The following is a 12,079-nucleotide window of genomic DNA, read 5'->3' on the forward strand; positions in this document are numbered from 1 at the left end:
GACATGGGAGCTGACACCCGATCCAGCCGCCGAAACGGTGGCCGGAATGGAAAGCCTGCTGTTGTGGTGATGGGCGTCGCCGGCTGCGGCAAGACGGCCGTCGGAATGGCACTGGCCGCTGCCATCGGCGTCCGCTACATTGAGGGTGACCGTCTGCATCCGCCCGAAAACGTCGCGCGCATGTCGCGCGGCGAGCCGCTGACGGATGAGCTTCGGGCCGGTTGGCTCGATGCGGTCGGGCAGTCCATCCGCGCCGCGATTCTCGGCGACGAGGGGGCGGTCGCGGCATGTAGCGCGCTCAAGCGCATCTATCGCGACCGGCTCAGGCGCTCCGAGCCCTCCGTCGTTTTCGTTCATCTCGCCATCAGCCGGGAAGAGGCATTCAGGCGGGTGGCAGGTCGTCGCGGCCATTTCATGCCTGCAAGCCTGGTCGATAACCAGTTCGCGATTCTCGAGCCACCGGCCGCAGACGAGAATGCCTTTTCCATCAGTGCGGAGCGGCCGATCGACGAAATCGTCGCGGCGGTCACCGAGTTTCTCGCCATCGAGCGGCTAAAGTCTGCCGAATGACCGGATCGCCCAACGGCGGCCGTCGCTGCGGATATCGAGCGCCTGGAGCGGCGGCACGTCGATGTTGCGGAAGGCGGAAGCCGGTGCGCCGAGGATTGCCAGCATCGCAGCCTGGATGACGAAGGGATGCGTCACTGCAAAGGTGTAGCCCTCGGTAGAGCGTCTCTCTTCCAGCCATGACGAAACCCGTTGCACGAGCGCCGAGCGGCTCTCGCCGCCATGACCGGCGAAATCGGTGTCAGCCATCCAGGTCGCAAGCGCCTCGGGTTCGGAGGCTTCCACGTCGCTGAGCGCACGGCCGCGCCAACGCCCGAGATTAAGGTCAGCGAGCGCAACGTCGATGATTGAAGTAGGCGAGAGTGCATCGGCCGTCTGCCGAGCGACCTTGGCGGGCGATGACAGAACCTGGGCAATGCCGGTCAGCGCGGAAGCGAGTGATGCAATGTGCTGGGCCTCGCCTTCGGCCAGCGGCTCGTCGGCTGCGAATGCCGAGGGACGAGCCGTTGATCGACCGTGGCAGAGAAGGGTGATGCGGGCGGGCATGAAGGGCTCTAATCGTCCGAATAGCGCTGTTCGGTCCAGGGGTCGCCATACATGTGATAACCGTTGCGCTCCCAGAAGCCCGCCTGATCGGCGTTAAGGAACTCGATGCGACGCAGCCACTTGGCGCTCTTCCAGAAATAGAGATGCGGCACGACAAGCCGCATCGGACCGCCGTGTTCGGCCGTGATCGGTTCGCCCTCCCAATGGGTCGCGAGGATCGCGTCGTCGGCCGCAAAATCCATCAGCGGCAGGTTGGTCTCGTAGCCGTCATAGCTCGACAGCAGCACATGGGTGGCTTCCGGCTTCGGCATCCCCTCATCGAGCAGGTCGCGCGTCGAGACGCCCTGCCATTCATTGTCGTAGCGCGACCAGGTGGTCACGCAATGAATGTCGCTGACCTTGCGGCTCTGGTCGAGCGCGAGGAAGGATTTCCAGGAGAGCGTCAGCTGGTTCTCGACAAGGCCGCGCAGTTCCAGCCGCCACGTGTCGAGCCGGATCTGCGGCTGGACGCCCAAATCCAGAACCGGCCAGTTCTTGACGAGGTGCTGTCCCGGTGGCAGGCGATCTTCCCCAGCGCGGGACATCTTGCCTGTCAGGAATTTCCCTTCGGCGGCCCAGCGGCGCTTGGAGGTGGTGAGCTTGCTGTCGGCGGGGATCTGGTCTTCGCTCATGGGCGTCTCCTAGAGGTCGCGAGATTGGACATTCCGGGGCGGGCACTGTCAACCCGTCTGCCGCCGTCGCACGGCTTCGCGCCAGATGGTGAAGAGGCCGGCGCTGACGACAATTGCCGATCCGAGCAGCACGTTCCAGTGCAGGGTCTCGCTGAAGATCACGACGCCGAGAATAGAAGCCCAGACGAGCTGGAAATAGCTGATCGGCTGGATCTGGATCGCATCGAGCCGCTTGTAGGCCATGATCAGGAAATAGTGGCTGGCGATGCTGGTCACGCTGACGACGGCGAACCAGAACCAGTCAGGTGCCGCGACCGGCGTCAGGTAGAATGGCCCGACGCAGGTGGAGGCGAAGCAGCCGACGACGCCAAGATAGAAGAAGCTGGTGCTGGCCTGCTCGTCGCGGCCGACAATGCGGGTGCAGACCGAGTAGAACGCCATCTGCACGGCGTTGGTGATGGGCAGAATCAGTGTGTGATCGAAGCCACCATCCGTCGGGCTCAGGATGAAGAGCACGCCGACGAGGCCGGCGAGGATGGCCAGCACGCGCCGCCATCCGACCTTCTCGCCGAGCAAAGGGACGGCGAGGATCGCCAGGAGAAGCGGGGAGGAGGCAAAGATCGCCTGGGACTTGACGAGGCCGGCCTCAGCGAAGGCGGCCATCGCCGTCGCGATCTGCGACACGAGCAACAGCCCACGGATCACCTGCAACACCGGATGCTTGCTCCGGAGCGCGCCCCTTATCCCGCCAGGCGCTCGCGCTGCGAGAAAGAGGGCGAAGATCGCAAACGGCCAGAAGCGAATGAAGGTGATCATGACCGGGTGATAGAACTCGGCGAGATGCTTCGAGATCGCATCCTGCGAGGCAAAGACGACGAAAGCTGATATGGCGAAGATGTAGCCGCTTTGCTGAGATTTCATGGCCGCGCCGGATGGGCGTGCCCATCGAATCGTTCTTGTACAAGCGTTCGATTTTGCGCCGCAGCAATATCGATGCGCAAGCCCCGCGCGCCATGGTTTGCGCCCGCGGTCGAGGACATTCCGGCACGGCTTCGCCTTCAGCGGCCGGATGGGTTGTTGCGGTCACGATAACGAGCGGGCCGGCGCGGCAGCAGCATGAGGGCCGATCAGACCGGTCGAAACTCGACCAGGTAGAATTCACCGCCGGGGCCGGGTGCCAGGTCGGCGGCTTCATCCGGCAGCAGCACCGCCGCGTCTTGCGGCCCCAGCATTTCCTGCACTCCTGCGCTGTTGATCGCGACGGAGCCGCCGGCGCAATGAACAAGCCGTGCAAGGCCGGCGGGGGAAAGATACCTGCTCTTGAGCCGATCCACCATGTGCCTGATCTTTCCGCGCCGGCTCATGACATTGAAGTCGATCACGGTACCGGCGATCAGTTGCGCCGATGTCGCAATATCGGCCGGAAAGGCATGCGGCTCGGAATCGAGCGTCAGCCGCACCGGTTCCCCGCCCTCGACCGAGAGCACGATGCCGGCGCCCTGGAGGATCGCCAGCGTCCTGTCGATCCCGGGAAAACTCGAGAAGGGGCCGTCACCATCAACGCGGGCCATGGAGACGCGCCAGTCGAAATCCGACAGGCCGGCATCTTCGGGGAAGACGGCAATTTCCGTCGTCTCCCCGCCGCCGTTCTTCCACGGCATGCGCTTGTGATCTGCGGCCCGAAGAATCCGCATTCTCAGTTCCCGAGAATGCCTGGCAGGCGCAGGCCCTTTTCCTTGGCGCAATCGATGGCGATCTCGTAGCCAGCGTCTGCATGGCGCATGACGCCGGTGGCCGGGTCGTTCCACAACACGCGCTCGATGCGGCTGGCAGCATCATCGGTGCCGTCGACGCAGACCACCATGCCGGAATGCTGGGAGAAGCCCATGCCGACGCCGCCGCCGTGATGCAGCGACACCCAGGTCGCGCCCGAAGCGGTGTTGAGCAATGCGTTGAGCAGCGGCCAGTCGGAAACGGCGTCCGACCCGTCCTTCATCGCTTCAGTCTCGCGGTTGGGCGAGGCGACCGAGCCGGAATCGAGGTGGTCGCGGCCGATGACGAGCGGGGCGGAGAGTTCGCCGCTCTTGACCATCTCGTTGAAGGCGAGGCCGAGGCGGTGGCGGTCGCCCAATCCGACCCAGCAGATGCGCGCCGGCAGGCCCTGGAAGGCGATGCGTTCGCGTGCCATGTCGAGCCAATTGTGCAGGTGGGTATTGCCGGGCGTCAGTTCCTTGACCTTCTGGTCGGTCTTGTAGATGTCCGCCGGATCGCCCGACAACGCCGCCCAGCGGAACGGGCCGATGCCGCGGCAGAACAGCGGACGTATGTAGGCCGGGACGAAGCCGGGGAAATCGAAGGCATTTTCCAGGCCCTCGTCCTTGGCGACCTGGCGGATGTTGTTGCCATAGTCGAGGGTCGGCACGCCGGCGTTCCAGAAATCCAGCATCGCCTGGACATGGATCTTCATCGAGGCGCGGGCGGCCTTTTCAACGGCCTTGGGATCGCTCTCGCGCTTCTCGCGCCATTCGGCCATGGTCCAGCCGGCGGGGAGATAGCCGTTGATCGGGTCATGCGCCGATGTCTGGTCGGTGACCATGTCGGGGCGGATGCCGCGGCGGACCATTTCGGGCAGGATTTCCGCGGCATTGCCGAGCAGGCCGACGGACTTGGCTTCTCCGGCCTTGGTCCACTTGTCGATCAGCGCCAGCGCTTCGTCAAGCGTCTCGGCCTTCTCGTCGACATAACGGGTGCGCAGCCGGAAATCGATGGAATCAGGATTGCATTCGATGGCGAGGCAGCAGGCGCCGGCCATCACGGCGGCGAGCGGTTGCGCCCCGCCCATGCCGCCGAGGCCGCCGGTGAGGATCCACTTGCCCGTGAGACTGCCATCGTAATGCTGGCGGCCGGCTTCGACGAAGGTCTCGTAGGTGCCCTGCACGATGCCCTGCGTGCCGATATAGATCCATGACCCGGCCGTCATCTGGCCGTACATCGCAAGGCCCTTCTTGTCGAGTTCGTTGAAGTGATCCCAGGTCGCCCAGTGCGGCACGAGGTTGGAATTGGCGATCAGCACGCGCGGCGCATCCTTGTGCGTCCGGAAGATGCCGACCGGCTTGCCGGATTGGACAAGTAGTGTCTCGTCCTCGTTCAGATCCTTGAGGGAGGCGACGATGCGGTCGAAATCCTCCCAGGTGCGGGCGGCGCGGCCGATGCCGCCATAGACGACAAGCTCGTTCGGATTCTCGGCCACTTCGCGGTCGAGATTGTTCATCAGCATCCGGAGCGGCGCTTCGGTGGTCCAGTATTTGGCGTTCAGCGTATTGCCGCGGGGGGCTCTGACGTCGCGGATATTGTGGCGCGGATTGTTCATTGGATTGGCTCCTGCGAATAGCAACAATTGTCTCTCAAGGGATTACCCCTCACCAACTTCGGCCAGGAACTCACTGCGTTCGTTCGGCCTTCGCATCCTCTCCCACAAGGGGAGAGGTAAAACTCGTGGCGCCCTCGCTGCCTCAAGCTGAGGCCGAAAGCGTGGCACCCTACTTCTCCCCTTGTGGGAGAGGATAGTTCGTCCCCGAGAGCCGAAGGCGATCGGTTGGACGAACTTGGTGAGGGGTGAACTCACCGACAATCAGGCACTCAGGACCGGAAGTATCCCGGCTGACACCGAGCTATTCAGTCCATCAGACCCGATCAGCTTGGCGGCAGCGCCGAGGTCGGTCGCCATGTAGCGGTCGACTTCGAGTGTCGGCACCACCTTACGGACGGCCGCAACCGCCTTGATGAGCTCCGGGCTGGTGACTAGCGGCGCGCGGAAATCGATGCCCTGGGCGGCGGTCAGCGCCTCGATGCCGATGATGCCGTACAGGTTTTCGGTCATCTGCAGCAGGCGGCGGGCGCCGTGGCAGGCCATCGAGACGTGGTCTTCCTGGTTGGCCGAAGTGGGTGTCGAATCGACCGAGGCCGGATGCGACATCTGCTTGTTCTCGCTCATCAGCGCGGCCGAGGTGACTTCTGCGATCATCAGGCCCGAGTTCAGGCCCGGTTTCTTGGCGAGGAAGGCGGGCAGGCCGTAGGAGAGGGCGGGGTCGACCAGCAGCGCGATGCGGCGTTGGGCGATGGCGCCGATCTCGCAGATCGCAAGCGCGATCGTGTCGGCGGCGAAAGCCACGGGCTCGGCGTGGAAGTTACCGCCGGAGACGACGGAATTATCGGCGAGGACCAGCGGGTTGTCGGTCACCGCATTGGCTTCGATCTCAAGCGTCTTCGCGGCCTGGCGCAAGATATCGAGGCAGGCGCCGTCGACCTGCGGTTGGCAGCGGATGCAATAGGGATCCTGCACGCGCTCGTCGCCGGTGATATGGCTCTCCCGGATCACGGAGCCGTCAAGCAGCGCGCGGAGGCTGGCGGCGGCATCGATCTGCCCCTGATGACCGCGCAGCGTGTGGATATCGGGGTGGAACGGCGCGGAGGAGCCCATGGCGGCATCAGTCGAAAGCGCGCCTGTGATAAGGGCGGACTGCGAGGCGCGATGCGCCCGGAACAGGCCGGCGAGTGCCAGCGCGGTCGAGGTCTGGGTGCCGTTGATCAGCGCCAGGCCTTCCTTGGCGGAGAGCTCGACGGGGGTAAATCCGACTTTCTTCAGTGCATCGGCGCCGGACAGGCGCCAACCGTTCACGAAAGCCTCGCCTTCGCCGATCATCACGGCGGCCATATGAGCGAGTGGCGCGAGGTCGCCGGATGCGCCGACCGAACCCTTTTCCGGGATCATCGGCACCACGCCTTTTTCGAGCATGCCTTCGATCAGACGGACGAGTTCGATCCGCACGCCGGAGGCGCCGCGGCCGAGCGAGATCAGCTTCAGCGCCATGATGAGGCGGACGATCTCGGGAGCCAGCGGCTCACCGAGGCCGCAGCAATGCGAGAGGATCAGGTTGCGTTGGAGAGTGGCGGTGTCTTCTGCCGCGATCTTGATCGAGGCGAGTTTGCCGAAGCCGGTATTGACGCCATAGACCGGCTCGGTGCCGCTGGCGATCTCGGCGATGCGGGCGGCAGAGCGGTTGATGCCGGCGTCAAAGGCAGGATCGAGGCGGGCGGTCTCGCCGTCCCAGTAAATGGTTTGGAGCTGGGCGAGCGTCACGGAGCCGGGGTGAAGGGTAATTGGCATCTTGATCTTTCCTGTCGTTCTTACTGACCGTGCCAGACCCGCTTCCACAGCGGGTTGAAGCCCATGCGGTAGACGAGCTCGGCCGGCCGATCGATGTCCCAGATGGCGAGGTCGGCCCATTTGCCCGCTTCGAGCGTGCCCGTCTCGGCCTGCAGGCCGAGCGCCTTGGCGGCATTGCGGGTAACGCCGGCAATGCATTCCTCGACCGTCATGTGGAACAAGGTCGCGGCCATGTTCATGGTCAGAAGCAGCGAGGTCAGCGGCGAGGTTCCGGGATTGTTGTCGGTGGCCACCGCCATCGCGACACCATGCTTGCGGAAGGCATCGATCGGCGGCTTCCTCGTCTCGCGGATGAAGTAATAGGCGCCGGGCAGGATAACCGCGACTGTGCCTGATTTGGCCATCGCGGCGGCGCCGGCATCGCTGGTATATTCGAGATGGTCGGCGGACAGCGCGCCGTAGCGGGCGGCGAGTGCCGCGCCGTCGAGATCCGAGAGCTGGTCGGCATGGAGTTTGACGGGGATGCCGAGCGCGCGGGCCTTGTCGAAGACCTTTGCGATCTGGTCGGGCGAGAAGGCAATGCCCTCGCAAAAACCGTCGACGGCGTCGGCGAGGCCTGCGGCGTGGATATCAGGCAACATCTCGTCCACGACTTTGGCGATGTAGGCATCCTTGTCGCCATTGGCTTCCGGCGGCAGCGCGTGTGCGCCGAGGAAGGTCGTGCGAACCGTGACCGGGCGGGCATCGGCCAGAACGCGCGCGGCCTTGAGCGACTTTGCCTCGTTTTCAAGATCGAGGCCGTAGCCGGATTTCACTTCGACCGTGGTGACGCCTTCGGCCATCAGCGCGTCGAGGCGGGGCAGGGTCTGGTGGACGAGGTCGGCTTCGGTCGCCTGCCGCAGCGCCTTGACCGATGAAACGATGCCGCCGCCGGCGCGGGCAACCTCTTCATAGGTCGCGCCATTGAGGCGGAGTTCGAATTCATGGGCGCGGTTGCCGGCATGCACCAGGTGGGTGTGGCAGTCGATAAGCCCGGGCGTGATCCATCGGCCCCCACAATCGATGACCTCGACATCCGGCGTAAAGGGGAGTTCGGCTTCCGGGCCGGCGAAGATGATCTTGCCATCGCGGGCAGCGACGGCGCCATGCTCTATTTCACCGAGGCCCGGGCGTGTTGGATCGAGCGTCGCGAGCCGCGCATTGCGCCAGATCGTGGTCTTGCCCGAATCCTGTCCCATCATGAAAATGCCCTTCCCAAGTCTCGGTCAATATGTATATACATAATGGAATGTGTTGCAAGCAGTTTCGGGGAGCATGATGGCAATTTTTGCGGAACAAGTCCTGACACCGGAGGGCTGGATGACGAATGCCCGGATCGCCGTTGAGGCCGGCCGGATTGCCAGCGTCACGGCGGGCGAGCCGCCACAGGCCGATGACGAACGGCACGCCATTGTTCTGCCGGGCATGAGCAATGTCCACAGCCATGCCTTCCAGCGTGCCATGGCCGGGCTCACCGAAATGCCTGGTCCGGGCAGTGACAATTTCTGGAGCTGGCGCGATCTGATGTATCGCTTTGCGCTCAGCTTCAGTCCGGATCAGATCGAGGCGGTGGCGGCTCAGCTCTATGTCGAGATGCTCGAGGCCGGCTTCACCCGGGTCGGCGAGTTCCACTATCTGCATCATGACAAAGATGGGCAGCAATATGCTGATATCGCTGAACATTCGGTTCGGGTCGCGGCGGCATCACAGGCGACAGGAATCGGCCTGACACTGCTCCCGGTCTTCTATGCCCATAGCCAATTCGGCGGGCAGGCGCCGGGCGATGGGCAACGTCGATTCATCAATGATGTCAGCAGTTTCGCTCGTTTGCTTGAAGGCGCGAAAAAGGCAGTTCAGACTTTGAATCATTCGAAAGTCGGTATCGCGCCACACAGCCTGCGCGCCGCGACGATCGAAGAGATCCGCGAACTGCAGCAACTCGATTTCGACGGGCCGGTTCATATCCACATCGCCGAGCAGGTGAAGGAAGTCGAGGACTCGATCGCCTTTTCAGGCAGGCGGCCGGTCGAATATCTGCTGGAGAAATCCGATGCCGATGGCCGCTGGTGCTTCATCCACGCGACCCACATGTCCGACGTCGAGACCATCGAGATGGCCAAGCGCGGTGTGGTGGCGGGCCTTTGCCCCATCACCGAAGCCAATCTTGGCGACGGCTTTTTCCAGGCGCCGCTTTTTCTGGAACATGGCGGAGCGATTTCGGTCGGCTCCGACTCCAATGTCCAGATCGGCGTCGCAGCGGAACTGCGTCAGCTCGAATATTCCCAGCGGCCGTTGCATCGCGCCCGCAATGTCATTGCGACAAAAGGACGGTCGACCGGCCGCACCCTGTTCGACCAAGCCGTCGCGGGCGGGGGCCGGGCGCTCATGCATCAGACGGGCATCGCTGCCGGATCGCCGGCCGATTTCGTTAGCCTCAAGCCGGTCTTCGACGTCGGCTATCGCGCCGACCAGATTCTCGACAACTGGATTTTCGGCGAGGGCATGCAGGTCGATGGCGTCTGGGTGCATGGCGAGAAGCTTGTCAGCGAAGGGCGCCACCGGAATCGGGATCGGATCGGCGCTCGATTTGCCGGTGTCATGCGCGATCTTCTCGCTGTTTAAGGAAGCGGGCACCGCCGCACTTGACTAATGCGCCGGGAAAACCAACATCGGCGCATGACGCTCGCATCCCATCTTTCCCGCGGTGATTCCGCGCCTTCGCTTCACCAGCGCATCCTGAGCGATATCGAAGGCCGTATCCTGTCGGGTGAGTGGCCGCCGGGTTATCGCATTCCGTTCGAGATGGAACTTGCGGCGCAGTATGACTGCTCGCGCATGACCGTAAACAAGGCGCTGTCGCAACTCGCCAAGGGCGGATTGATCGAACGGCGCAAGCGCTCGGGCAGTTTCGTCACCCAGCCGCATGCACAGTCGGCCGTGCTTGAAATCCGCGATATCAAGGCCGAGGTGCAGTCCCTTGGCCTGACCTATGACTACGAGCTGCTGCAGCGCGAGCAGCGCCGCGCCAAGGGCGAGGAACGAGAACGACTCGAACTCAAGGCTGGTTCGATCGTGCTCGCCGTGCAATGCCGCCACTTTGCCGGCCGGAAGCCTTTCAGTTACGAAGAGCGGATGATCAATCTCGCCGCCGTGCCCGAGGCGGCGGCACAGGCTTTCGACAAGGCGGCGCCCGGCCCTTGGCTGCTTGAACGCGTGCCGTGGAGCGCTGCCGAACATCGCATCCAGGCGGTTGGTGCCGATGCCGCTATGGCGAAGATCCTAGCAATCCCTGAAGGCACCGCGTGCCTTCAGATCGAACGTCGCACGCGGATGAATGGCGTCTATGTGACGCTCGTGCGCCTGACCTATCCCGGCCAGGCCTTTGAACTGGTCGCGAATTTTGCGCCGACGCAAAGCTGAGCAGACTGCTCTTTGGTTACGCAACTCCGGACCGGAAACCGCTTCACACTTTCCCTGGAGTTGCTTTGGAAAATCAGACGGAGGAAATCATGGCGAGACCGACTTGGACCTATTTCAAGGGCGAATGGCACGAGGGTGATGTAAGAATCCTCGGCGCGGCGTCGCATGGAACCTGGCTGGGCTCGGTAATCTTCGACGGCGCGCGGCTCTTCGAGGGCGTGACGCCGGATCTTGATCGCCATTCGGCGCGCGCCAACGACTCGGCAAAAGCGCTCGGCCTTGCACCGATGCTGTCGGCCTGCGAGATCGAAGCGCTCGCGCTCGAGGGGCTGAAGAAGTTTCCGCCGGACACAGCGGTCTATATCCGCCCGATGTACTGGGCCGAGGAGGGTGAGGGCAGCCTGATCGTGCCGATGCCGGAGACGACCGAGTTCGCGCTTTGCCTCGAAGCTATTCCAATGTCGGAGCCGAAGGGTACGACAATTACGACGACCAGCTTTCGCCGGCCGACGATCGAGGTCATGCCGGTGAATGCGAAGGCCGCCTGCCTATATCCCAACAACGCGCGCATGCTGCGCGAGGCAAAGGTCAAGGGCTTCCAGAATGCACTGGCCTGCGACATGCTGGGCAATGTCGCCGAGCTCGCGACCGCGAATGTCTTCATGGCCCGCGGCGGGGAAGTCTTCACGCCGGTGCCGAACGGTACCTTCCTCAACGGCATAACGCGCCAGCGCGTGATGGGCCTGCTGCGCGATGCGGGCGTGACAGTGCATGAGACGACGCTGTCGGTGCAGGATTTCCGCGAGGCGGACGAAATCTTCTCGACCGGCAACATGAACAAGGTGATGCCGATCATCGCCTTCGACGACAGGAATTTCCAGTTCGGGCCGATCGCCCGCAAGGCACGTTCGCTCTACTGGGATTGGGCGCATTCCTAGAAAACGGGTCGGAAGACAGCTTCATGGCCTTGGATAGTGTTGCCGCCGGTGTCGCGATTGAGGAGCAGCGTCTCGAACGTCGCGACCTCGAAACGCTTTGCGCAAAGCGACAACCGGTGCGCCTAACGCGCTGTGACCTGGAAGGCGCCGATCTGTCTCGCCTGGCGCTCGAAAGCTGGGTGTTCGATGGCTGTGTGCTCAAGCAAGCCAAGCTTGTCGGTGCGGCGCTGGAAGGCACGATCTGGGAGAGCTGCCGCGGCGCCTTTGCGGACTTCACCGGCACCAATCTGGCCGACGCGAAAATGGACGCCTGCGACTTCAACAATGCCAGCTTTCGCGGCGCGACGCTGACCAATACATCGTTTGTGCGCGGCAAGATGACGGGGGCGAACCTAGCTGAAGCGAAATCGCTGAATTGCTCCTTCGAGGAGATGGTTCTGGCCGATACGCGCATGCCGCATTTCTCGTTCCGGAAAAGCCGTCTTGTGCGCCTGGATTTTCAGAATGCCGACCTGCACGGGTCGGATTTCCGCAATGCTGTTTTCGACGGCTGCAGCCTTCGTGATGCGCATCTTGTCGACTGCCGGTTCGAAGGCGCGGATCTGCGTGGCGCCGACCTCGGCGGCATCCGTCTCGGCGACGCCAAGCAATTCAAGGGCGCGACGATTTCGCGGGCACAGGCCGGTCAGTTGCTCGCCGAGCTTGGGCTGAAGGTGCAATGACCTTCTGAC

General features: G+C 63.4%; 12 protein-coding genes. 5 read left to right on the forward strand and 7 right to left on the reverse strand.

Annotated features, from left to right (window positions below; all coding sequences use genetic code 11):
* Positions 1 to 3 precede the first annotated feature (3 nt).
* Positions 4 to 570 (forward strand): gluconokinase, encoded by a 567-nt coding sequence (locus AC2YI2_RS06260; protein ID WP_487385580.1) that lies wholly within the window; start codon positions 4 to 6, stop codon positions 568 to 570.
* On the opposite strand, the gene AC2YI2_RS06265 is transcribed toward AC2YI2_RS06260, so the two are convergent.
* From AC2YI2_RS06265 to hutI, 7 genes are all read right to left on the reverse strand, one after another.
* Positions 553 to 1,113: a histidine phosphatase family protein gene (locus tag AC2YI2_RS06265; protein ID WP_487385581.1), complete on the reverse strand. Its 561-nt coding sequence runs from the start codon at positions 1,111 to 1,113 to the stop codon at positions 553 to 555. The genes AC2YI2_RS06260 and AC2YI2_RS06265 overlap by 18 nt on opposite strands.
* A gap of 8 nt (positions 1,114 to 1,121) precedes the next feature.
* The gene (locus tag AC2YI2_RS06270) at positions 1,122 to 1,784 is read right to left on the reverse strand and encodes a sulfite oxidase-like oxidoreductase (protein WP_487385582.1); all 663 of its coding nucleotides are present in this window, start codon (positions 1,782 to 1,784) and stop codon (positions 1,122 to 1,124) included.
* Positions 1,785 to 1,832: 48 nt separating this feature from the next.
* The gene (locus AC2YI2_RS06275) at positions 1,833 to 2,705 is read right to left on the reverse strand and encodes a DMT family transporter (RefSeq protein WP_487385583.1); all 873 of its coding nucleotides are present in this window, start codon (positions 2,703 to 2,705) and stop codon (positions 1,833 to 1,835) included.
* Between the two features lie 206 nt (positions 2,706 to 2,911).
* Complete coding sequence (locus tag AC2YI2_RS06280; RefSeq protein WP_487385584.1) at positions 2,912 to 3,478, reverse strand: HutD/Ves family protein; 567 nt, start codon at positions 3,476 to 3,478, stop codon at positions 2,912 to 2,914.
* A gap of 2 nt (positions 3,479 to 3,480) precedes the next feature.
* Entirely contained in the window at positions 3,481 to 5,154 is a 1,674-nt protein-coding gene (gene hutU / locus AC2YI2_RS06285; RefSeq protein ID WP_487385585.1) for a urocanate hydratase, read from the reverse strand.
* A gap of 261 nt (positions 5,155 to 5,415) precedes the next feature.
* On the reverse strand, positions 5,416 to 6,951 hold the full coding sequence (hutH, locus tag AC2YI2_RS06290) for a histidine ammonia-lyase (protein ID WP_487385586.1): 1,536 nt from the start codon (positions 6,949 to 6,951) through the stop codon (positions 5,416 to 5,418).
* Positions 6,952 to 6,971: 20 nt separating this feature from the next.
* Positions 6,972 to 8,189: an imidazolonepropionase gene (hutI, locus tag AC2YI2_RS06295; protein WP_487385862.1), complete on the reverse strand. Its 1,218-nt coding sequence runs from the start codon at positions 8,187 to 8,189 to the stop codon at positions 6,972 to 6,974.
* Positions 8,190 to 8,265: 76 nt separating this feature from the next.
* On the opposite strand from hutI, the gene AC2YI2_RS06300 reads away from it, so the two are divergent.
* The 4 genes from AC2YI2_RS06300 (at position 8,266) to AC2YI2_RS06315 (ending at position 12,070) form a co-directional block, all read left to right on the forward strand.
* The gene (locus AC2YI2_RS06300) at positions 8,266 to 9,612 is read left to right on the forward strand and encodes a formimidoylglutamate deiminase (protein ID WP_487385587.1); all 1,347 of its coding nucleotides are present in this window, start codon (positions 8,266 to 8,268) and stop codon (positions 9,610 to 9,612) included.
* Between the two features lie 54 nt (positions 9,613 to 9,666).
* Entirely contained in the window at positions 9,667 to 10,410 is a 744-nt protein-coding gene (hutC, locus tag AC2YI2_RS06305) for a histidine utilization transcriptional repressor HutC (protein WP_487385588.1), read from the forward strand.
* Positions 10,411 to 10,499: 89 nt separating this feature from the next.
* Entirely contained in the window at positions 10,500 to 11,348 is an 849-nt protein-coding gene (locus AC2YI2_RS06310) for a branched-chain amino acid aminotransferase (protein WP_487385589.1), read from the forward strand.
* A 23-nt stretch (positions 11,349 to 11,371) separates the two neighbouring features.
* Positions 11,372 to 12,070 (forward strand): pentapeptide repeat-containing protein, encoded by a 699-nt coding sequence (locus tag AC2YI2_RS06315; RefSeq protein WP_487385590.1) that lies wholly within the window; start codon positions 11,372 to 11,374, stop codon positions 12,068 to 12,070.
* Positions 12,071 to 12,079: the final 9 nt, after the last annotated feature.

This window comes from Rhizobium sp. SRI_017, from assembly GCF_057586295.1.